Consider the following 20,652-nt stretch of genomic DNA (forward strand, 5'->3'; position numbering starts at 1 on the left):
CTGATCAGAAAATAAAAAGGCCACCAAATATTGGTAGCTTCGCTTAATGAACATTATTTAGCTTTTGCCGTTGTCGGCTTAGTGACGTTGATCGATACAATATCTGCATAAGATCCATCATTCTGACTTAATTTATGCGTCAAGTAATCCAGCATTTGCTGTTTTGCTTCGCGCTTAGTCGCGTTATGCATAATGCAGTGTTCTGTTTTACGCGTATTCGCCATCGTGTAAACGCCAGTTACCAAATAATCCATCGGTTTATTAAAAAACATTGTTACTGCCTCCAATAGACTGTTATCCAGTGGCTACGTATCTGCGCCACACTTTTAAAATATAAATTAGCTTAGGACTGTTATATCATCATTTTCACGAAAATACTATTACAAACATGTAAAATTTTGATGGCAATGGCAACACTCAATCACGACGGCGCACCAATTGTCCTGGTGAACTAACTAATTGCGCCAACATAAATCCAACCGCGATCGCACCAGCAATCATCATGACTTGCACCATAAAGCCAATACCTTGCGTATAATCACCTAAAACAAAGGCGCGCACCGTTCGATAAGCAATTCCCCCAGGCACCAGTGGCACTAAGCTAGGAATGTTAAAAATAATCACCGGAATTTTATCATGCCGCGCAAAAAATAAACTGACCATCGCGATGACAAAAGCGCCAACTAAATTAGGCAGCATATGGCCCAATTTTAATTGGACCAAGCCCCAATAAACCAGCCAACCGGCGACACCAGTGAGTCCGCACGCATTCAGCGCACGATGGGGCACATTGGTACAAATGCCAAACGCTACCGTTGCTAAATAACTAAAACCAACTTGTAACAATACTTGTTGCCACATGCCGCCACCTCCACTATTTTTCAGCCGCTAAGAAAAGAAACGGAAAATCAACGCAATACCGATGCCGATCGCACTCACACTAAATAAAGCTTCCATCCCCCGCGCCAGCCCAGATAACAAATGACCAGCTAGCATATCGCGCACTGCATTAGTAATCGCTACCCCAGGCACTAGTGGCATCACGGCACCAATAATAATCATATCTAAGCTCTGACCTAAATGCCAATGCACCAGCGCCCATGATAACAAACCAATCGTGAAAGCCGCCATAAATTCACTGAGGAAACTGACAGCTAAACGTTCGCGAATAAAATAAAACACTACATAACCGATGGCACCGACGACGGCGCTAGGAATAAAATCCGCCCAGACCCCACCATAAATAATCATTAAGGTACAACTGACTACAGCAGCTGCAATAATTTGTAACCATAGCGGAAAAAACGGCACATCGTGATCCAGCATTTCCAAGCGTTGATGCAATTGGTGCAAGGTGACTTTATGCTCAGCAAATTGCCGCGATAGTGCGTTAACGCGATCCACCTTCTCCAAATTGATTGTTCGAGTGGTGATCGGCTGGATCTGAACTGTATCTTGCGCTGGTAACGCCATAAATAAACCGGTCGGTGTCGAAAAAATACTGCTGGCGCTAGCGCCAGCATTGTGTGCGATCCGCTGCATTGTATCTTCAACCCGATACATTTCTGAACCACTTTCGATCATGATCCGTCCCGCCATCAGACAGGTATCTAAAATTTCATTTTTCTGCGTCACGCACACCACCTCCGATTGCATTTAGTATAGCGACAAACCCGTAACGACGCAATAGGATCGCATTATATTCAAAGTTAAGCGTGCTCGATAACGCGCTTAACTTTACCAAAACAAAAAGAGAGTATGCTCTAAGGCGCTCAGCTTTTGAGCATTAGCCTAAAGCGGCGAAAAAAGTTGCCTTATGGCACTGTTCGAACATAAAAAGAAAGGGTTGGACATAAATTACTTATGTCACAACCCCTTCTAATAAGTCATGGCCCGATAATGTTGCGACGCCATTAGCTCCCACAGATGCTGACTACTCATACGACGTTCAGCTTTACCAGTGTAAGGATCATTATAAATAAAGGTACTTGTCGAATAGCCGGTCAACAAGATGGCATGCGCCGGAAAACCGTGCATTTCCACCCAAACAACGATCGGCTTGCCTTTGGCTAACTGTTGCCGGAACGTACTTACCGGCTGTTTGGAAAGATCGGTAAAACTGCCTAGATGCTTTTCAAAATAGCGACGCCACGCGGGTGGATACATCGTATAACCAGTATCATTAAACGGATTACCCCAAAAACCAGTTTCAGGATCATCACTATAAGGAATCTCATTAGCAATTTTAGCCAACGATTGCTGCTTACCACGAAATTCCAGTAACATCGCAACATCGGCGATCTCACAGCCAGTGGGCAAAATTGGTCGTTGCGCTTTTGCAGCAACTTGTAATTGAAAAGCCACCGGTTGCTGCCCAGTCAGCTTATCCCAACCATTTTCCAACGCCACTGGTGCGGATGTTTGTGCCGGCACCGTATGCCAACCAACAAATAAAAGACTGGCGATCACTATTGCAGCTAAAGGTATCAGCAATAGTACACCACGCCATAATTTTTTAACACTCAAATTGTTACCTCGTTCTATTGAAATATCACGTCTACATAATTTGATCGTTATACATTATAGCAAATCTCTATAAAGATAGTCTTAATTTGATTTATTTTTTCAGAGTACACTTGCTTGATCTACGATAACTACAAGATCACAGTAAGTTCAATTTACCCAAGAACTCCCGTAATACGGCTTCGTAACGCGCCCGATTAAACATATAAGCTTCAATATGATTGGCCTGCGGTACAAAGTACGCCATTTTTCGCATTGTAGCTGCGTTGTAAAGATCATGAAAAGCCTTTGGTGGTACGTAATCATCCTGACCACCATGAATAAACAAGGTTGGTGTCTGACTGTGTAGGACTTGCTTCAAAATATTACCTTGATAGTAGGAATAGCCCGCCTGCTGCTTCGCAAATAGCGCCATCAATGGAATAAATGGATACGTCGGAATATTATACCGCGAGCGCGCTCGATAACTTACTTCTTTGACCACTGAGCTAAAGCCACTATCTTCGATCACCGCTTTGACTGTTGCTGGTAAAGCCGCTTCACCACTAGCTGCCATCACGGTTGCTGCGCCCATACTAATACCAAATAGTACCAAAGTCGCGCTACTACCAAATTCTTGCGTCATTAGTTGCGCCCATTGGACGTAATCCTTGCGGTCTAACCAACCGAAACCGATCGTATGCCCATCGCTATCACCATGGCCACGCGCATCTGGAACCAATATATTGTAACCAAAATCATAAAACAACTTAGCGTATGGCGCCATCTGTTCCCAGGAATGATGATAACCATGCGCTAAAATAGCAACCTTAGTCGTGGCTTGCGGCTGCCGAATCAAAATTGCACGCAAAGTTAGCCCATCAGCCGTCGTTATTTGTCGCGGTTCGCGTTTTTGTGCTTGAAACCACTGCTTTTCCAATACCCAGGGATCACTGTTGTCAAAATTCAGATCACGTTGTTTGCGGCTATCTTTACGCCAATTCATCGTTGAACCCTGAAAGGTCAAGTAGCTCCCCAGTAAGAAACCTGCGCTACCAACTAGAGTTGTTGTTAATAAACGTCGCGTTGATCGCTTCAAATTAATGTCCCCCTTGCTTTTGATAATGTCGATATAGCTGATAACTTAAACCTAACGTTGCCGCCATGACCACATCGAATTGCCGATCAGACAACAAATGCCGCCCAATCAATGACGCACGGCTGCCAAAACCACCAACATAGCGTGTGCGCGGCCGCTTAGCTGTCGCCGCACGCTCCATCAAATCGGCAATCACGGTGGGCGCTGAGCCCATTTTAGCAAATAAACTTAGCTGCCCGGCCATTTCACGAACCGCCGCCGTATAAGCACCATGGCCCGATATCTGCGTCAATTTAGCTTTAGCAATGCCAGCCCATTCAGTTTTAGTAGCTCCCGGCTCGATCAACACCACATCAATACCGAATGGCTTAACTTCCATGCGTAACGAATCGCTCATTCCTTCTAACGCGTGCTTAGTACCCATGTACCATGCTGACAACGGCTGATAAATTTTACCACCGATCGAGCTCGTATTAATGATGCGGCCAAAATGCTGGCGCCGCATGATCGGCAGCACCAGCTGAATCAAACGCATCACACCGAAAACATTAACTTCAAATTGCCGCCGACCATCTTTTATTGGCACATCTTCCACCGCACCATACTCACCAAAACCAGCATTATTGATCAAAATATCCAACCGCTGCTCGCGGGTCATGATCTGTTGCACCACATTTTTTAAGGCAGCTTCATCCGTCACATCCAAAGGCAATACATGTACGCCTAAACCAGTTAAATGCTGCATCCGTTCCACGCGCCGCGCCGCCGCATAAACAATAAAACCGCGCTGCCGCAAACGAATCGCAGTCGCTTCACCAATGCCCGATGATGCCCCAGTTAATAGAACAACCTGTTGTGTAAAAGGTCTCATCCGCTCATCCCATTTCTAATTAATTTAATCTGTTGAAAAATTTTTTCAGTCGATTTTAATTTAAAAAGCGCTCTCAATACTTTGAATATAGCGTATTTCCTAGTGAAGTCAAGCAGCATCTGTACTAAGTAGACTGCGGAAAGTGTTATAATTAAACTAGTCAGTTTCAGTGTCAATAATGAAAGAAGGATTAAAGTGGCACAACCTAATAGTACCGCCCCAGTAGAAAATGAGCAAAGTCGGCGCTTTACCGCTGGTGATCAGGTCAATGTAACCAAAGAACAAGGTATTCCCGATTGCACTGGTGTTATCGCCAAGAAATACGTTAACAGCGCGCTAGTCAAACTCGAAGTCGGCGGCAAGATCACGCAAAAGATCATGGAAGAAATCAACGGTCGTTATGTTGTTAGTTATCGGCATTTGAAAAAAAGTAAACCTGCGCTCGACGCAACTAAATAGTTTTTAATAAAAAACAACCAGGCAGCTGGTTGTTTTTTATTTATTTTAAAAATGCAATCGGCCTAAAGTCGGGTTATTATCCCCACTTCAGCCGGATACAATTATTTGCGTAGATGTATATATTTTACAGGTACTGAAGATTTAGCGGGGTTTATCTATAGCAATAATTTTCCCAAATTGCAAGAACAAATTAGCCACGCAATAAATCCCGGCAAGACAGTATTTTCATTGATATTCATATTTTAAAGATTCAATCTTTAGCCAGCGGCAGCGGAGAAAAGCTCTTTTGGGGTTTGGTAACCTGACTGCCGGCGTGGTAAGTTGTTTAGCTTGGCTTCCACTGCTTGGATATCACTAGGGCCTAAAGTATCCATGGACAGGCCCTTAGGCACATCACGACGGATCATTCGATTATGCGCCTCATTTGTGCCTCGTTCTGAAGAGCGGTAAGGGTGGGCATAATAAAGGTCGGCAACCCCGTCAAGCACCGTCCCCGCCGCTGCGAATTCTGCCCCGTTGTCAGCGGTAACGGACTTCATGATGTGCCCGTATTCTTGGCAGATCTTAGCCAGTTCGTAGTTGACTGAATCGGCGTCACGGCCATCAATCAAACGCAGGATCTGACAGCGAGATTGGCGCTCGATCAGCGTTAGAATGACACTTTCTTGGCCGTTACGTTTACCGACTACGGTATCCAACTCAAAGTGACCGAACTCTTGGCGCTGATCAATACTTTTAGGTCGCTCTTCGATACTTCGTCCGGCCAGACGCTTATGCTTGGGTGAATGGTGGTGTTTGGTGCGGCGCCGGTTTTTTTCGAGCAGATCAAGATTACGGACTTCAAGTAGTTGCGCATCGATATAGTGGTATAACGTCTTGGTCGAAACCATCTCCTCAGGTTGATATAAGCCTTCAAGTTTAGCGCGGCCCACCGCGGCATCAGGCGACCAACCGTCTTGGTGCAAATGGGCCGTAAAGTAGTTGATAAAGTCAGCGACACCAGCGAGTTTCAAAGGTCGATGACAGGACATTCGGTTAGCTTCGTATTTGGCCTGTGCCGCTTCTGGCGAGTATTCGCGGTGATATTGCCGTTGACCGTTCACTTTTTTAACTTGGTCGATCTCACCACGGCGTAGTTCATTACTGATTGTTTGATGACAAACGCCGATAACTCTAGCAATTGCGCGGTTAGAGTATCCTTGGCTGTGTAGCGTGGCGATTCTGCCGCGCTCAAATGAAGTTAGGTGGTGACCTTTTTCTCGGACTGTGGTATTCTGTTCTTGCATCAAGACAATAACCTCTTTCATTTTTGTGTTGGAACATCAATGATAACAGAGATTTGTCTTGGTGTTTTTTATTTTTTCAATTAGCTGGATCTAATTGGCTAACTTGATTATAAAACGCGCGTAGCAATAATTTTTATACATAAATGAAGATAAAATTGACAGTAGATTCTCATTTCTGTATAGTGTCTCGGTACGCAAAAAAGCGAGGAGGTGCCAATTTGGCATTCTTAGAATTACACAACATCCACAAGTCCTATTTCTTAGGTAAGGAAGAATTTCCCGTTCTTAAAGGAATCGACCTTAATTTCGAATTAGGCGAATTTGTTTCGATTTTAGGTGAATCTGGTGGCGGTAAATCAACGTTGATGAATATCATCGGTGGACTTGACCGTAACTTTGACGGTGAAGTCCGCGCTGACGGCCAGCTGCTTGATCACAAAAAAGAAAAACAGTTAGACGACTATCGACGTGGCACGATCGGCTATATTTACCAATCGTACAATTTGATCAGCCACTTAAACATCGTCGATAACGTTCTAGTCTCACTAAATATGACCAATCTCAATAATCGTGATAAAAAAGAACGCGCCATCGACTTACTAAAACAAGTCGGTTTAGGCGATCAGTTAAAAAAACACCCCAACCAATTATCTGGTGGCCAGAAGCAGCGGGTCGCAATTGCCCGCGCTTTAGCTAGTAATCCGCAAGTGATCATCGCTGATGAACCAACGGGGGCGCTAGATTCTAAGAATACCGCCGAAGTATTAGAGATTCTAGAAAACATCGCGGCGGAAGGTAAATTGGTCATCACCGTGACCCACTCCCAAGACGTGGCTAATTACGGCACCCGGATTGTCCGCCTCGCTGACGGTAAAATTGAAGACGACACCCGCTTAAAACCAGCTTACGAAACAACCGCTGAACAACCAAATATTAAGCCGAAAGTGTTATCAGCTGGCGCCAGTTACAAAAATGCTTTCCAGCACTTATCCTATAATTTTTGGCGTAATTCCCTGATTATGCTCGGTACGGCAATTGGCTTGTTCGCTGTCTTGCTTTTCAGCGGCATTGGTAATGGTGTCAACGCCTTTATTCAAGACCAAATCAATTCAATGATCAACCCGAACTCGATCACGGTCATGAAAAATCCTACCGGTAAAAAACTGAGTAACACTGAATTTCAGCAGCAACTAGCCCAGTTCGCCGATGATCCAACTAAACTCTTATTTTCAGATCAGCAAGTTAAACAATTAGAAAAAGTTAAAGACGTGGACGATGTTGAAGCTGGCTACCAATTGAACAGCTACACCTTATCCTATAAAAATAAAAACCAAACAAGTTCAGGTATCCAGACGTGGACTAAAGCTTTCGCCAGCGACACGATCAAAAGTGGTCATGCGCCCAAAGATAACGAGATCGTGATCGATAAAGCGCAGGCGATCGCCTTAACTAGCGAAAAAACGTACAAAAAAATGCTTGGTCAAAAAATTAAAGTCACCCTTCCATGGATCAATCAAAGTAATCAACCAGTACAAGTTAGCGCTGAATTAACGATTGCTGGCTTTGCTGACGGTGGTCAAGCAGGTTCGATCACCACCACTAATTACAAAACGATGCGCAACTTATTGCGTGACGCTAAGGCGGACACCCGTACTAACTTTATTTCGGTTAACGTCAAAGACAGCAATGACGTTAAGGCCGTTGCCAATCGGATCCGTGCCCTAAAGGACAACGGTAAATACAATTATGGCGCAGTAACCGTCGGCGATATCCTCGATACCGTCAACCGGTATGTCAGCATTGCATCGATCGTCCTAGCTGCGATCGCCGGTATTTCACTGATTGTTTCCGCATTGATGATCATCGTCACCATGTACATGTCCGTTTCTGAACGGACCAAGGAAATCGGGATTCTCCGTGCTTTAGGTGAACGGAAAAAGGATATCCGTCGCTTATTTACCGCTGAATCGGTTTTGATCGGCTTGTTCTCTGCTGCATTAGCGTTAGTTCTCGCATATGCTGCTAGCTTAGGCCTGAACCATGTGCTTTACGGTATTGTGAAGTTTAATATGGTACAGATCACCCCAGGCAACATTATCTTTACCATTGTCGCCGCGATCGTCATCTCTTTTGTCGCGGCACTACTACCAGCCCGTAAGGCATCGCGCTTGAACCCAATCGACGCATTGTCTGCTGACTAATGATCATGAAAAAGAGCCACTCCAGTTAACGCCGGAGAGGCTCTTTTTGCGTTTCAATTTAAATTTCGTTAGTTTTAAACGTTAAATCGATTGGGGTATAGGTGATCGTATCAGTTGTTTGATCAAGGGCTTTACTAGTGAATGTTGGGCAAGCATAGTCCTGCACGTAGAGTTTGCGTGCAGTCAAGTCATAGCCGCTCCAATACTGTGTATAATCAGTGACCGTTTCGTGTTGCGGTGTGCGCCCTAATCCCTTAGGAATCATAACTGAGCTAAACGTATTATATAACACCGGAATACCCGCTGAACTGGCAAACGGATCAATATTCTTAGCAATCAAAGTTGCCCGTACAAAGCGTGACGGCGAAGTATAATCACCAGGCATGCCAAAGAAGCCATGGCCTGTCCCATTTTCGCTCGGTTCTAATTCTAGATCTGCACCCACTGTCTTTTTTGCTTTATTCAGATTGTCCAAAGAAATATAATTACGCAGGTTAGTCGTATGGTAATCATATTCGGGGCTATTGGTCAACACGCCAACACTATCGTATAACTTAAAAGTACCGTTATCAGTCGATTCCAAAACGACCATTGCGCCAGTTGGATCAATAAATGTATAATGCGCTGGAATCTGTGCCGTTTGACCCATAAATGAGTAAGGCTGATCAACCGAAGCTAACGTCGCCGCTAATTCTTTCACTGCAGCGACATCCTTACATTGAGTTAATATGTATGTAACTAACTCTTCGCCTAAGATCGGCTGCAGCCCTCTTTGTTCCAAATCGTCAGCACTGGCGCGGCCGCACTCCATCAAAACTTGTAAATCGCCTGCTAGGCCGCATTCATTGATGCCATCGTATAGCACCAGCGAATTAGTTAAACCAACACCTAGCGTCGCGTAATTTGATCGCCAAGTCGTACTTTGCCCCGTCATGGTGATATTGGCTGGCATATTAATAATCTGTGATGGCATGTAACCATTCGGATCAGCTGCATGGAAAAACTGACCGGATAATCCATCGTCCGCCCCCAGAACTGATCACCGGTTTCCGATGTAAGCTTAATCGATGTACACATATCAATTCCCCCTCGTAATTTTTAATAAAAAACCGCTTAAAAAAAGTATATTCTTTCAGCAAAAAAATGCCAAACGAACATACTTTAAGGTTAAATCAATGTGGCTGCCGTATGCAGATCAACCGGCTGCGCCTGATACATAAATGCCTGCGTGACAAAACCTTGCCGCAACTCAGGTGTCATCGCCTGCCAGTGAAAGGGATGGATCGGAAACGAGAACAGACTGCCATCACCGTTGATATTCTGCACGTAAAAGATCTGAAAGCGCGGAAATGATAAATTGTCTTCAATTAGCGCTACAATTGCCTGTTCTAACGCATTCGTACGTGGTAAGGCTAGCGTCGCTAATTGGCGCTTGAATTCACTGATTTGTTCAACGGTTAATGGCGCTTGCATAATGGCTTGCTTAGTTGCCGCATACAATGCTAATAATTCAGTCATTGAAACACCGCCTTATTTCGTCAATTTATTTTTCTGAGCATAGGCTAATAGGTTTTGGCAAACTTCATGGGTCAAAATACTGGATGCTGGGCTAACCGGATTGACTTGTTGCCCTTGAACCGCCGCAATAAAAGCACGAATCAGGGGTGCGAAGCCACGGCGTTCCAAATTAGGCGTCCAATCCGGAAATACTTGCTGCGTCGTGACCCCATTTGCTTGGACACTGTACGTTGCTAGATCCGTCACTTGGGCAATACCCTGTGGATTCTGTAATTCAGCCGTTTCACTATTCGCCCCTGCCTGCATATTCAGCAACGCATAGGCAGTCGCAGTCGGCGTTTCCAGCACTACACTGGCCTGCTGCAGCAGACCATCCTGCGCCAAGACACGATAGTGATAATGCGTCGGTGTTTGGCCCAGTAAAAATAGTGCCGTATCTACAACATGAGGCATCAGGTCAAACAACACAAACGGTACCGGCTGTGCAGTTGCGATACGATTCTTCTGTACCAAAACCGTTTGTGCTGGCTGCCGTTCTTGTAACTTGGCATTAAACGGCGCAAACCGCCGATTAAAACCTGCCGTTAATAATAAACCTTGTTGTGCTGCCAGTTGATACAAGCGTTTCACTTCAGCCGCGTTAGCGCTAACTGGTTTATCCACGTAGACATGGACCCCAGCGCGCAAACATTTCTCGATATAGGTTGCGTGAGTCGGTGTCGGCGTGTGAATAAAAATTGCCGTTGGCTGCTGCGCTAATAAGTCATCTAGGTCCGCAGCCGTGTGGGCAAAGCCGAACTTTTGCTGTAAGTTTTTTAATTTTGCTACGTTGCGGGTACATAATACCCAATCAACTTGATCCTGCAATTGTGCCATTACCGGTAGATAGGCCTTTTGGGCGATGTTACCTAACCCGAGTACGCCAATTTTTAACATCTGCTCACCTCATTTATTTTTATTCTAGCGTTTCGTTAGCGCTAACACAACCGATAGACTGCAACGCAACCTACTAATATGTTGCACAAGGATGACTTTGCTACTATAGCGTAATAGCTGGCGCCTTATGCCACACGCTCACTCATTTTATGTTAGTCAGCTATTTTTCGCTATCCCCCGCCCAAAAGCGCTGCAGATTATCCACCAACTGCGCTGCTACGTGATCCGGCGCAACATGGTGTGCCTGCGATAACGCCTGGATTCCAGAATCCATGATCCGTGGATAAGCACTCAACGGTAGTTCTTGATTCAGGGCCCAAGCGATACTATCCATTCCGTCTGACTCCAACAAAACTCTGTTCAGCGGTACCGCATTTAACAAGTAATGAACGCTCTCTTCAGTGGCAAATGACGGCCCAATACTGAAATAGCAGCCTAACGCCAAGTAATCCTCAATATATTCAGTACTAGAATACCAATGCAATAAATACGTGTTAAAATACGTCTTCAAAATTCGTAACGTTTCTTGCTCCATCCCTTTAGTATGGATGATCACTGGCTTATGTGCTTGTTCCGCGTAAGCTAGTTGCTTGGTAAAAATTTGCTGCTGTAGTTGCGGATCTGTTTTAGTCCAAACGTTGTCCAACCCAATTTCACCGATCACCGGTACCTGTGCTAAAATCGGCGCCATGTCAGTCCACGCAACTTGGTCGACCTGCCAGGGATGAATACCAGCACTTAAGCGTAAACGCCGGCTATTACCGACCCAACTTTGATTACGGGTAAACTCTGCTGGTGTGCCACAATTAATCGTGGCGTAGATTTTTTCTCGTTTTAATAGACGAACGTAACTTTGTTCTTCTGTATGCGTATGCGCATCAATTAATTGCATGTTCAAACTCCATTCTAAGTGACCAACTTCTCTTTCAATTCTAACATTAATCTCACTAATTATTTGCCAATTGAAAGCAGATTTACGGTATACTATTACCATTGGAGGGAATTACATGCAAAAATTAGTCAAAATCACAACTATTTTTACGTTAAGTGTGGGATTACTCGGTGCCAGCGCACAGCCAGTTGCGGCGGCTAAAGCTAAAACCGTCAAGGCACAGATCACATTAACGGTTGATCATAAGAAAGTCAGCACCAAAAAAGTGACAACCACCAGCAAGCAAACACTGATGAAAGTCATGAAACAACATTATCAGATCAAGGAAGACAACGGGATGATCACCGCGATCAATGGGCATAAACAGAATACCAAAGCACAAAAGTACTGGCTGTACAAAATCAACGGTAAAGACGCCACTAAAGGGGCTGCTGCAACTTATCTAAAAAACAACGATAAGGTTAGCTTCACGCTAAATGCCAGCAAGTAAATCACGTTATACCCCACGTTACATTGCTGTTGTTTCGTTGATCACAGCATTATGTGTCGTCGGTCGTTACTTATTTCAGTTTCTACCCAATATCCAACCAGTCACCGACATCATTATTTTCATGACCTTGAGTTTTGGCGTCGTTACCGGCGGTTATATCGCGATTCTATCGATCTTGATCTCCAATGTTTTACTTGGTTTTGGGATCTGGACCTTACCACAAATTTTTGCCTATCTCATGGTCGTTGGTCTGACTTGGCTATTTGGACATTGGCCATACTTGCGCCGTCATCTTTGGGTACAAGCGGCGTTCAGTTTATTTGCCGGTTACCTGTACGGTTTCTGCGTTAGTATCGGCCAATACCCACTACTAGGTGGTTGGCCGCAATTTGTCGCTTATTATATTGCCGGGTTGTATTTCGACACCTTCCATGCCGTTGGTAATCTGGTATTGTACTTTATTCTAATTCCACCGTTAAGCAAAATTATTCCCCGCTTGCGGCTAGATTAAGGAGAAAACATGAAAACAATTGACGACTATATCGCAACTTTACCACCGAGGCAGCAGGAAGTGGCACAAATCATGCGCGAACTGCTGCACGACGCAGCGCCACAAGCGATTGAGACTATTGCCTATAATATGCCGGCCATTAAGCAAAATGGTAAAGTATTGGTTTATTTTGCCCCGACAAAGCAGCATTTAGGCTTCTACCCAACACCAGAACCAATCGTAGCTTTTGCGGAACAACTACGCGGTTATCAAACCAGCAAAGGGACGATTCAGTTACCTTACGATCAACCGCTGCCGGTAAAATTAATCAAGCAAATTGTCGCTTACCGAATCAAGCAAGTTAATGATTAGTCACTCCCCTCTGCAGCTTTTGTGCTGAGGGGATTTTTTATTTAGATAAGTATTTGGCTAATTTTGGCGTATGTTATCGATAATGACTTTGTTTTTTTCTGATCACCGCACATATTGATTGCCGGACATGCCGGTAAAAGTAGGGTTTCGTAATATCGCTGCTGATTTACTGGGCAAACAACTGAAAGTCCACGTAGTTGGCACTAAAAAAAGACCGTTAAGGAACTACGACATAGCGCAGCTTCTTAACGGTCTCCCGAATATTATAGTTAAAGTATCTCAACGTACTAAAGTTAATAACCACGGTGTAACATAGCTTTCAATCGCTGCAGCCAATAATAAACCAGGCACCACAATCATCAGATACCAACGCAGCAGCGGTCGGATAAACGGCCACCATGGTAAACGACCAATCCAATCATAACGGCGTTTGCGCCAATTGCGCGTACGACTACGAATATAGTAATTTAACTGGCTAGCTAAGGCCAACGCAAAGGCAAAACAAGAAATCTCAAAAATACCATGCGGTACTAAACCCGCTAAAATCAGCATTCCCACACGTGTTTGTCCCGCGTTCACATAAAGCACAAGGCCGATACTCGCTGCCGTTCCAACTAAATTAAGCCAGTATAATAGCGGCACAGGAATCAAGCTTAGCATAAATACAATCAAAACTGCCCGTTCATTATGCCAAGCAATTCGCAAAAACATTTGCCAGTTAGAATCACTTTTAATACCGCTAACTGCACGCTTCAAAGCTCGTTGAATCGTCGTTATATCTGGTTGTGCCCATGCTAAAACCATATAGATCAGCGCCGCGACAATAATCAATGCCGCCCATGCACTCAATAAATTAGTCCAGATTTGCCGGCGGCGCCATTGTCGTAGCTCGGTCGTTTTGTCCATAAGTCACCTACTTTTTCTTTTTAGGCAACTTATTGGCGCTATCAGTTTTAACCACTAATACATCCGTGATTGCCGCTCGATTAACGTACGACGCCACTGAACCGATCAGCATCCGCTCAACTGCATTTAAACCAGTTGCACCGATCATGATCAGATCATTTTTATGCTCCTGTGGAAAATCGCGGGCAATGACCGTTTTCGGATTGCCAAAGCGAATATGAATGTCAATATCATGAAAATCACTATCTTTTTCGATTCGAGTCACTAAGTTATCTAAATAAGTTTTCACATCTTCAGACATTTTATAGATGACGTCACCATCGACAAAGCTGGAATAGCTGACCTCAAATTGTTGCGTAGCCAAAACGTCCAACACATCCAAATGTGCCTCGTTGCGTTTGGCAACCTCAACAGCCTTTGCCAAAGCTAATTCTGCTTCTTCAGAACCATCAACTGGTACTAAAATATTCCGATATTCTTGTAGCATAGCGATCATCCTCCTTGTGCTGATGTTTACACTTACATTATAGTCCAAATCCGTAAATTATGCCGCATACAAAATATCACACGCCGCGTTCATTTGCGTTTATGACTTGCAACTAAGGCTAACCCAGCATCAAGCAACATCCCGATTGCCATCATATACATCGCCAACATATTCTGTCCAAAGGCAACCGCCACCAACAAGACAAGATAAAAAACAAAGAAAAATAAGGCTAAATGACGTGAACGGCCCATGACCATCACTTCCTTTTACATCTTCATGCCCATTTTAGCGTAAGATTCCATACCACCCATCCAGAGCTGATCCATTGGAACACCACGCTCTTCAGATAGAGCCTGCATCATCGTATCCATGTCCATTAATTTATAACTAGGATTAGGATCAGCAGCAGTATACGCCAAAATTTGTGCCATCATGCCACCATCTTCGTGTTCGATAATATGGCAATGGTACATGTATAGTCCCGGTAGATCGAATTTAACTTTGATACGCACAGTTTCACCAGGGTTAACACCCACCGTATCCTTATACCCGTGTTCGTTAGGATATGGTTCGTGCCCATTACGTGAGATCACCGTAAATTGGGTACCATGCATATGGAAAGGATGAACCATACCACCATTCATCGTGTTGGTGTTAGTAATATCCCAATACTGAACATCGCCAACTTTTTGTCGTGCATCGATCCGCTGCATCGCAAATTTTTTACCATCGATCATGACTTCTTCGTCCATCCCCGACATCACAACTTTACGGACTGGTAAGCCTGGTGTAACTGTCGGATCAGCAATATCGACTAAATGCTCAGGCAGTTGCGTTTCATCAGTTGCAAATTGATGCACACGGAAACGAACTAACGGTACATCATCAGAATACAAAGTGACTTCATCGCCCGGTTTATATTGACTAAAATCAACGATCACTTCGGCCCGCTCCGCACAGGTCAGCATTAATTTAGTCAATTTGACTGGTGCCGGCATGATCCCACCGTCAGAGCCGATCTGAGTAAAGGCCAAGTCATCACTAAAGTGCAACCGCCATTCACGCCGATTAGCACCATCTAAGATTCGCAAGCGCAGTCGTTGTGTAGTGACATCAAAGTAAGGATTAACCGTGCCATTGATCAAAGCAGTTGGTCCCTGAACGCCATCGGGATCATAGTCAGCGCGATAATCCCACTGGTTATTTTCGTGAAAGCGCCGATCTTGCAAAATTAACGGAATATCGTCAATACCCCAATTACGTGGAAATGGCAATTTAGCTTCAACTTCGTCCTTAACTAAAACCATAGCGGCTAAACCATGATAAACTTGAGCGGCAGTTTCTGGACAAGGATGGGCGTGCAGCCAGACCGTTGCCGCTGGTTGATCAAGCGTAAAGTCGATCTGGCTACTTTTACCAGGATAGACGGGCGCGTGGCAGCCACCATCTACGTAGGGACCGATCACGTTGAGACCATGCCAGTGAAAGGTCGTTAGCTCCGGGAGTTCATTTTTTAAAGTGACGTGAATGTGCTTACCTTTTTCAAAAACGATCGTCTGACCCAAAACACTATTGTTGTAACCCCAGGTTTTCGTTTTTGCGCCGGGCAGAAATTGCGTTTCACCAGTTTGCGCTACCACGGTATAATAAGTATCCGTGGCGGTCTCCTTATCTGGTTTGAGTAGTGGTGGTACGTTCAATGGCTGCTGTGGGACCTTTGCCTCTTCTAATGGAACGTAGCCGCCATCATGAGTATTAAACGCGGGCTCATCGAAGAAATAATCAGTATAAACCTTATCAGACATCACAATCGTCCTTTCCAAACTCATTTTGTATTCACTTTCATTATAACACTACATCCAAAACTTAAAAGTTTGGTAAGCCGAATTACATGCGTATTTATTGAGTTAAGCGGCCAGCCCTTGCTACACTATCCATATCATAGAGGAGGTTGCTAAATGACTGATAACAAATTAATCGCTGTCCTTGTCACTAACGGTGTTGAAGATGTTGAGCTCACTAGCCCACGTGAAGCGCTAAGTAAGGAAGGGTACCAATTCTGTTTGATCGGCCAACGTGCTGGCGAGATCATTCAAGGTAAGAAAGGCACGCCATTCTTGATCGATAAAGGGATCGATGACGTGCAACCTCAAGATTTCCGAGCATTATTTTTACCTGGTGGCTTTTCACCCGACCAATTACGAGGTGATCAACGCTTTGTCGACTTTACCAAGGCCTTTCTGGACCAAAAGCGGCAAATCTTTGCTATTTGTCATGGTCCGCAATTGTTTATCCAAACTGGGCTGACCGCACAATTAGAACTCACCGCCTACAAAACCGTCCAACCAGACTTGGCTTACGCTGGCGCAACGGTAAAAAATCAGCCCGTTGTTGTTAGTGACCATTTGATTACCAGCCGTAATCCTAATGATTTACCCGCCTTCAATCAGGCGATTGTTTCCGCATTAACTGAATAACAAAAAAGCATCCAGCGACTCTGGATGCTTTTTTGTTATAGTATTAGCGCTTTTTCAAACAAACGCTAAGCCATAACGCCTATAGTTTGTAAAATCAGATAGACGTTCAAGATGATCAAGATAATTGCGATGATCCAAGCAATGTACTTGACCCAACTGCGATTTGCATAATCTCCCATCAGATCCTTGTTACTCGTGAAAATAACTAGTGGAATGATGGCAAATGGTAGCGCAACACTCAAGAATACCTGAGAGAACGTCAGTAGATTTTCAATTCGCGCTTCGTTGCCATGATAGTAGATCGCAAAAATCAATACTGGCAAAACTGAAAGCAAACGGGTCAACAAACGCTGCGCCCATAGTGGCATTTTTAAATGAATGAAGCCTTCCATAATGATCTGGCCGGATAAGGTCCCGGTAATCGTCGAACTTTGCCCCGATGATAGTAAGGCAATGGCGAACAAGCTACTTAGCAATGGACTCGCAATCGCGCCGACAATATTTTTATCATTTAAAGCATTAAATAAATCGACGAACCGACCTAAGTCGCTATTAGTCCCAAAGAACAATGCCGCCCCTAAGATCAACAGTAAACTGTTCACAACAAAGGCTAACGTTAGCTGAATATTAGAGTCAGCAACGGTAAAGCGAATCGCTTTGGCCAAACTCTTTTTATCAGTCCGATCGTACTTCCGCGTCTGTGAAATGGATGAGCCCAAATACAAGTTATGCGGCATAACCGTTGCACCGACAATACCTAATGACAAGTACAACATACCTTTGTTGGTCATGATATCAATATTAGGTACATAACCGGCAAAAATCTGCGGAATGTCTGGCCGTGCAAGAATTACTTCATAGGTGAAGACGATCAAAATGATCGCCACTAAACCGGCAACAATGGCTTCAATCTTGCGAAAGCCTAACTTCATCAATAATAATAGCAATAAAACGTCAAATGCAGTGATGATGATGCCGACGATCAGTGGAAACCCGAAAAGTAATTTCAGCGCGATCCCGGAACCAATGATCTCGGCCATATCGGTGGCCATGATTGCTAGCTCGGTGACGATCCACAGGAAGATCCCCATACCTTTACTCGTACGTTCCCGGGTCAACTGCGCTAAATCTTTCCCGGTGACGATCCCTAACCGCGCCGCCATAGCTTGTAGCAACATGGCAATCAAACTAGAGATCAAGATCACCGTTAGCAAGGTGTATTTATATTGTGCCCCACCGGCGATCGAGGTGATCCAGTTACCTGGATCCATGTATCCTACGGCAACCAGCGTCCCTGGCCCAGTGAAGGCTAACAGCGTCCGCCAATAACCGGCGTTCTCTGGCACCTCAACACTACCGTTTACTTCATCCAAACTCTTGTTATCACTATCAGTGGTATACAAGAAATGTTTCTTCTCCCGCGGCGATTTCTTCGTTGGTTGTTGACTCATTTCAAGCCCTCTCTTCCAGTTAATTTTTCAATGTAGTGCAGTAACATCAGGCAATAATTAAGGTGCCGCTGCTACTGGATAACTGAGTTAATTCCGAATTACAGTGTACCGCTTTACCGGTGGATGTCAAACGGATATTAAAATTTGATGCCGAATCAATGATGCTTTCATGAAAATGCCGTGATTATTTTCATTTGATCCCAGACCCATATCAAATTTAGCACATAATCAGTTGAATAGATAGTTTCGGACCTTATCATAAGTCCACTACACATTGTACACTAAAATATGTTAAAGTAAATAAAAAGTTTAGGCTAACTTAACTTTTTATATTTAAGCGTTAAATTAATCATCAAAGTAACGCGTAAATGCGATTATTAGACTAGATTTTTTGAATCACTTCGCGTACGCTGAGAACAAATAGTTTAACCCTAAAAGGAGTGATCTGATGCATAATTTAGCAATATTGGCGGTCATACTAGGCTTACTGGGTTTTATCGGCTTCATTTGGCAAGCCTTAAAATTACCCCGCGAGCAGCGCTCATTAAAAAGTGTCTTTAATATCTATGGTTCTTGGCTGATCAATCCGATCAGTTGGTTGTTTATCGTGTCATTAGTCCTGATTTTCTATGTTTATTGGAATCGTTAAAATAGTATGCATATAAAAAAGGCTCGATCCAACGCGGATCTGAGCCTTTTTAACCGCCTTTAACTTGAACGATACCGTAGAATAATTCTAGTAGGTCACGTAAATTCTTTGTGATCGATTTACCGTTTTCCCACTGATAATTTGGCGTTTCAGTTAAAGCATCATCAGGCAAAGCCTGACTAGTGATCACTAGATCAGCCGGATAAGTTAAGCCGTCAATAAACTTAAGCGCAAAGGGACTAAATGATTTCAAACAATTGATCACCCGATTATGAATTGACGGATCAACTGCTAGCCACAAACAAACCGTTAATTCTTGTACTTCGATGAATGGTGCTAAAATCAACGACAGATTCGTCGTTAACAACTGCACCTGCCGCGCTGGCAACAAAGGTAAACTCAGGCGGATCGCTTGCTTGATCTCGGCAGTCTGTTTACTCGCCGGTGGTGTCATCAATGACCAGATCACAACCGGCAGATCACAAGTGATCACATAGCTGACACAAGCATTCAAATAACTGCCTAACCCAGTGTAATAATGTGTTGACGAAGTTAAATTCAGATCGGCGATCAAGCGCTCGCTCAATCCTTCAATGGTATGCCAATTCGCAACTTTTGCTGGCGGCCAGAAATAAGGTGAATGGCGCAGAATTTCATTTAGCCAAGTCAATTCACGAACCAATTCCGACTCAGAAAAGTTCATTTCTGTGGCTAAATTACTTAAAACAGTCGTTTGTGTGATTTCAATTAATTGAACGTAACCAATTTTGTCAATCATAAAGCCATTTAAAATACGCCCTAAGGTGACTTGAATATAGGCCAACTGCATCGCCTGCCGGGGTGATTGCGCCGTGGCCGGTAAATTAAAATATTTACTAGCACTCGGCAGCCATTGCTTGATCTCTGGCATCAGCTCAGACACGTCTTCAGCGACATCAGAAAAAAGATACCAGTAGAAAAGCCTGATCTGCCGCTCATCCCCACGTAAACGAACATGACTGAGATCAAGGCGAATATCGCGCTGCGCCAAAAAAGTCTTCAAGTTTTTCAGACGCCGCTGCAAGGTGGATCGACTAATCGATAAGTCACTTAAGATCTGATCTAATGAAGTCACATCTGCCTGATAGGTCGCATAGATAATCTGATAAGGCACTGATTGTTTGATCAATAATTGTCTATACGCACTCGCGCTCATTGAATAGCGCTGATCAGGTGGTGCATCAGTCGTCAGATCAGTAGGTAACGATCGAAAAGTACGATAAAACTCAACATAGCTCATACCATCTTGTTCCGCCAATGCGGCCAGATTTAAATCTCCAGCAATATTAGTTGCACGAAACACCTTAAGCTCGCGTTGTTTTTGTGGCGTTAAGAATACGTTATCCAGCATCAGTCAGTAATCACTCCTTTTTAATTAAATACGGATCAAGTTGGTAGCCAATATTGACATTAGAAAAAATAATCTGTTCTATTAGCCGACGTTAATCACTTGTCTACAAGTATACATTACTCTACTGAATTTTCACCTCATGATTGACCCAAAAAATGTACTTTAGTGATAAAAAT

Annotated in this window: 23 protein-coding genes and 1 pseudogene; 7 read left to right on the plus strand and 17 right to left on the minus strand. The window is 44.0% G+C overall.

All coding sequences use genetic code 11. From position 1 onward, the window contains the following. Positions 1-53: 53 nt before the first annotated feature. From LC20001_RS13595 to LC20001_RS13620, 6 genes are all read right to left on the minus strand, one after another. Positions 54-272, minus strand: a complete 219-nt coding sequence (locus LC20001_RS13595) for a hypothetical protein (RefSeq protein WP_010010325.1) — start codon at positions 270-272, stop codon at positions 54-56. A gap of 145 nt (positions 273-417) precedes the next feature. After that, entirely contained in the window at positions 418-861 is a 444-nt protein-coding gene (locus tag LC20001_RS13600; protein ID WP_010010327.1) for a threonine/serine exporter family protein, read from the minus strand. Positions 862-888: 27 nt separating this feature from the next. Then, entirely contained in the window at positions 889-1,656 is a 768-nt protein-coding gene (locus tag LC20001_RS13605; RefSeq protein ID WP_202813383.1) for a threonine/serine exporter family protein, read from the minus strand. 222 nt (positions 1,657-1,878) lie between these two features. Further along, positions 1,879-2,526 carry a C39 family peptidase gene (locus LC20001_RS13610; RefSeq protein ID WP_010010329.1) on the minus strand — a complete coding sequence of 216 codons (648 nt, stop codon included), beginning with the start codon at positions 2,524-2,526 and terminating at the stop codon, positions 1,879-1,881. Between the two features lie 136 nt (positions 2,527-2,662). Then, positions 2,663-3,601 carry an alpha/beta hydrolase gene (locus LC20001_RS13615; RefSeq protein WP_010010331.1) on the minus strand — a complete coding sequence of 313 codons (939 nt, stop codon included), beginning with the start codon at positions 3,599-3,601 and terminating at the stop codon, positions 2,663-2,665. Between the two features lies 1 nt (position 3,602). Next, positions 3,603-4,472 (minus strand): oxidoreductase, encoded by an 870-nt coding sequence (locus tag LC20001_RS13620; RefSeq protein WP_010010332.1) that lies wholly within the window; start codon positions 4,470-4,472, stop codon positions 3,603-3,605. A 195-nt stretch (positions 4,473-4,667) separates the two neighbouring features. Here LC20001_RS13620 and LC20001_RS13625 point away from each other — a divergent pair, with 195 nt between their 5' ends. Beyond that, positions 4,668-4,931 (plus strand): hypothetical protein, encoded by a 264-nt coding sequence (locus LC20001_RS13625; RefSeq protein ID WP_010010333.1) that lies wholly within the window; start codon positions 4,668-4,670, stop codon positions 4,929-4,931. Positions 4,932-5,188: 257 nt separating this feature from the next. Here the strand turns inward: LC20001_RS13625 and LC20001_RS13630 are convergent, their stop codons facing one another. Then, positions 5,189-6,217: an IS30 family transposase gene (locus tag LC20001_RS13630; RefSeq protein ID WP_169925064.1), complete on the minus strand. Its 1,029-nt coding sequence runs from the start codon at positions 6,215-6,217 to the stop codon at positions 5,189-5,191. Positions 6,218-6,435: 218 nt separating this feature from the next. Here LC20001_RS13630 and LC20001_RS13635 point away from each other — a divergent pair, with 218 nt between their 5' ends. Continuing rightward, the gene (locus tag LC20001_RS13635; RefSeq protein WP_010010334.1) at positions 6,436-8,418 is read left to right on the plus strand and encodes an ABC transporter ATP-binding protein/permease; all 1,983 of its coding nucleotides are present in this window, start codon (positions 6,436-6,438) and stop codon (positions 8,416-8,418) included. Between the two features lie 58 nt (positions 8,419-8,476). Here the strand turns inward: LC20001_RS13635 and LC20001_RS13640 are convergent. The 4 genes and pseudogenes from LC20001_RS13640 to LC20001_RS13655 form a co-directional block, all read right to left on the minus strand. Beyond that, a pseudogene (locus LC20001_RS13640) lies at positions 8,477-9,495 on the minus strand (linear amide C-N hydrolase). Positions 9,496-9,585: 90 nt separating this feature from the next. Beyond that, a complete protein-coding gene (locus tag LC20001_RS13645; RefSeq protein ID WP_010010337.1) occupies positions 9,586-9,936 on the minus strand; it encodes a hypothetical protein in 351 nt (116 codons plus the stop codon). 12 nt (positions 9,937-9,948) lie between these two features. Continuing rightward, positions 9,949-10,872, minus strand: a complete 924-nt coding sequence (locus LC20001_RS13650) for a Gfo/Idh/MocA family protein (RefSeq protein ID WP_010010339.1) — start codon at positions 10,870-10,872, stop codon at positions 9,949-9,951. Between the two features lie 160 nt (positions 10,873-11,032). Beyond that, positions 11,033-11,764, minus strand: a complete 732-nt coding sequence (locus LC20001_RS13655) for a TatD family hydrolase (RefSeq protein ID WP_010010340.1) — start codon at positions 11,762-11,764, stop codon at positions 11,033-11,035. Between the two features lie 115 nt (positions 11,765-11,879). On the opposite strand from LC20001_RS13655, the gene LC20001_RS13660 reads away from it, so the two are divergent. Genes LC20001_RS13660 through LC20001_RS13670 form a run of 3 tightly spaced genes read left to right on the plus strand, consistent with a single transcriptional unit; the run spans position 11,880 to position 13,116 of the window. Next, positions 11,880-12,254 (plus strand): DUF4430 domain-containing protein, encoded by a 375-nt coding sequence (locus LC20001_RS13660; protein WP_010010341.1) that lies wholly within the window; start codon positions 11,880-11,882, stop codon positions 12,252-12,254. Further along, positions 12,241-12,765 (plus strand): membrane protein, encoded by a 525-nt coding sequence (locus LC20001_RS13665; RefSeq protein ID WP_010010343.1) that lies wholly within the window; start codon positions 12,241-12,243, stop codon positions 12,763-12,765. Before LC20001_RS13660 ends, LC20001_RS13665 begins: the two co-directional genes overlap by 14 nt. A gap of 9 nt (positions 12,766-12,774) precedes the next feature. Continuing rightward, entirely contained in the window at positions 12,775-13,116 is a 342-nt protein-coding gene (locus LC20001_RS13670; protein ID WP_010010345.1) for an iron chaperone, read from the plus strand. A gap of 279 nt (positions 13,117-13,395) precedes the next feature. On the opposite strand, the gene LC20001_RS13675 is transcribed toward LC20001_RS13670, so the two are convergent. From LC20001_RS13675 to LC20001_RS13690, 4 genes are all read right to left on the minus strand, one after another. Next, positions 13,396-14,022: a stage II sporulation protein M gene (locus LC20001_RS13675; RefSeq protein WP_010010346.1), complete on the minus strand. Its 627-nt coding sequence runs from the start codon at positions 14,020-14,022 to the stop codon at positions 13,396-13,398. 7 nt (positions 14,023-14,029) lie between these two features. Next, positions 14,030-14,509: a universal stress protein gene (locus tag LC20001_RS13680; RefSeq protein WP_010010347.1), complete on the minus strand. Its 480-nt coding sequence runs from the start codon at positions 14,507-14,509 to the stop codon at positions 14,030-14,032. An 89-nt stretch (positions 14,510-14,598) separates the two neighbouring features. Beyond that, positions 14,599-14,760 carry a hypothetical protein gene (locus tag LC20001_RS14460; protein ID WP_010010349.1) on the minus strand — a complete coding sequence of 54 codons (162 nt, stop codon included), beginning with the start codon at positions 14,758-14,760 and terminating at the stop codon, positions 14,599-14,601. A gap of 15 nt (positions 14,761-14,775) precedes the next feature. Beyond that, positions 14,776-16,314 carry a multicopper oxidase family protein gene (locus LC20001_RS13690; protein ID WP_010010350.1) on the minus strand — a complete coding sequence of 513 codons (1,539 nt, stop codon included), beginning with the start codon at positions 16,312-16,314 and terminating at the stop codon, positions 14,776-14,778. Between the two features lie 153 nt (positions 16,315-16,467). On the opposite strand from LC20001_RS13690, the gene LC20001_RS13695 reads away from it, so the two are divergent. Then, on the plus strand, positions 16,468-16,986 hold the full coding sequence (locus tag LC20001_RS13695; RefSeq protein ID WP_003678359.1) for a type 1 glutamine amidotransferase domain-containing protein: 519 nt from the start codon (positions 16,468-16,470) through the stop codon (positions 16,984-16,986). Positions 16,987-17,051: 65 nt separating this feature from the next. On the opposite strand, the gene LC20001_RS13700 is transcribed toward LC20001_RS13695, so the two are convergent. After that, on the minus strand, positions 17,052-18,437 hold the full coding sequence (locus LC20001_RS13700; protein ID WP_010010352.1) for an Nramp family divalent metal transporter: 1,386 nt from the start codon (positions 18,435-18,437) through the stop codon (positions 17,052-17,054). Between the two features lie 448 nt (positions 18,438-18,885). Between LC20001_RS13700 and LC20001_RS13705 the strand changes: the two genes are divergently transcribed. Then, positions 18,886-19,086 (plus strand): hypothetical protein, encoded by a 201-nt coding sequence (locus LC20001_RS13705; RefSeq protein ID WP_010010354.1) that lies wholly within the window; start codon positions 18,886-18,888, stop codon positions 19,084-19,086. A gap of 49 nt (positions 19,087-19,135) precedes the next feature. On the opposite strand, the gene LC20001_RS13710 is transcribed toward LC20001_RS13705, so the two are convergent. Further along, positions 19,136-20,476 carry a helix-turn-helix domain-containing protein gene (locus tag LC20001_RS13710; RefSeq protein ID WP_010010355.1) on the minus strand — a complete coding sequence of 447 codons (1,341 nt, stop codon included), beginning with the start codon at positions 20,474-20,476 and terminating at the stop codon, positions 19,136-19,138. Positions 20,477-20,652: the final 176 nt, after the last annotated feature.

Source organism: Loigolactobacillus coryniformis subsp. coryniformis KCTC 3167 = DSM 20001 (genome assembly GCF_002706425.1).
GTDB lineage: Bacteria > Bacillota > Bacilli > Lactobacillales > Lactobacillaceae > Loigolactobacillus > Loigolactobacillus coryniformis.

What these genes read in the sequence shown, in the direction of transcription:
- LC20001_RS13595 (WP_010010325.1), bottom strand. Translation starts at nt 272, where the DNA reads ATGTTTTTTAATAAACCGATGGATTATTTGGTAACTGGCGTTTACACG.
- LC20001_RS13600 (WP_010010327.1), bottom strand. Translation starts at nt 861, where the DNA reads ATGTGGCAACAAGTATTGTTACAAGTTGGTTTTAGTTATTTAGCAACG.
- LC20001_RS13605 (WP_202813383.1), bottom strand. Translation starts at nt 1,656, where the DNA reads ATGCAATCGGAGGTGGTGTGCGTGACGCAGAAAAATGAAATTTTAGAT.
- LC20001_RS13620 (WP_010010332.1), bottom strand. Translation starts at nt 4,472, where the DNA reads ATGAGACCTTTTACACAACAGGTTGTTCTATTAACTGGGGCATCATCG.
- LC20001_RS13630 (WP_169925064.1), bottom strand. Translation starts at nt 6,217, where the DNA reads ATGCAAGAACAGAATACCACAGTCCGAGAAAAAGGTCACCACCTAACT.
- LC20001_RS13645 (WP_010010337.1), bottom strand. Translation starts at nt 9,936, where the DNA reads ATGACTGAATTATTAGCATTGTATGCGGCAACTAAGCAAGCCATTATG.
- LC20001_RS13650 (WP_010010339.1), bottom strand. Translation starts at nt 10,872, where the DNA reads ATGTTAAAAATTGGCGTACTCGGGTTAGGTAACATCGCCCAAAAGGCC.
- LC20001_RS13655 (WP_010010340.1), bottom strand. Translation starts at nt 11,764, where the DNA reads ATGCAATTAATTGATGCGCATACGCATACAGAAGAACAAAGTTACGTT.
- LC20001_RS13660 (WP_010010341.1), top strand. Translation starts at nt 11,880, where the DNA reads ATGCAAAAATTAGTCAAAATCACAACTATTTTTACGTTAAGTGTGGGA.
- LC20001_RS13665 (WP_010010343.1), top strand. Translation starts at nt 12,241, where the DNA reads ATGCCAGCAAGTAAATCACGTTATACCCCACGTTACATTGCTGTTGTT.
- LC20001_RS13670 (WP_010010345.1), top strand. Translation starts at nt 12,775, where the DNA reads ATGAAAACAATTGACGACTATATCGCAACTTTACCACCGAGGCAGCAG.
- LC20001_RS13675 (WP_010010346.1), bottom strand. Translation starts at nt 14,022, where the DNA reads ATGGACAAAACGACCGAGCTACGACAATGGCGCCGCCGGCAAATCTGG.
- LC20001_RS13680 (WP_010010347.1), bottom strand. Translation starts at nt 14,509, where the DNA reads ATGCTACAAGAATATCGGAATATTTTAGTACCAGTTGATGGTTCTGAA.
- LC20001_RS14460 (WP_010010349.1), bottom strand. Translation starts at nt 14,760, where the DNA reads ATGGGCCGTTCACGTCATTTAGCCTTATTTTTCTTTGTTTTTTATCTT.
- LC20001_RS13690 (WP_010010350.1), bottom strand. Translation starts at nt 16,314, where the DNA reads ATGTCTGATAAGGTTTATACTGATTATTTCTTCGATGAGCCCGCGTTT.
- LC20001_RS13695 (WP_003678359.1), top strand. Translation starts at nt 16,468, where the DNA reads ATGACTGATAACAAATTAATCGCTGTCCTTGTCACTAACGGTGTTGAA.
- LC20001_RS13700 (WP_010010352.1), bottom strand. Translation starts at nt 18,437, where the DNA reads ATGAGTCAACAACCAACGAAGAAATCGCCGCGGGAGAAGAAACATTTC.
- LC20001_RS13705 (WP_010010354.1), top strand. Translation starts at nt 18,886, where the DNA reads ATGCATAATTTAGCAATATTGGCGGTCATACTAGGCTTACTGGGTTTT.
- LC20001_RS13710 (WP_010010355.1), bottom strand. Translation starts at nt 20,476, where the DNA reads ATGCTGGATAACGTATTCTTAACGCCACAAAAACAACGCGAGCTTAAG.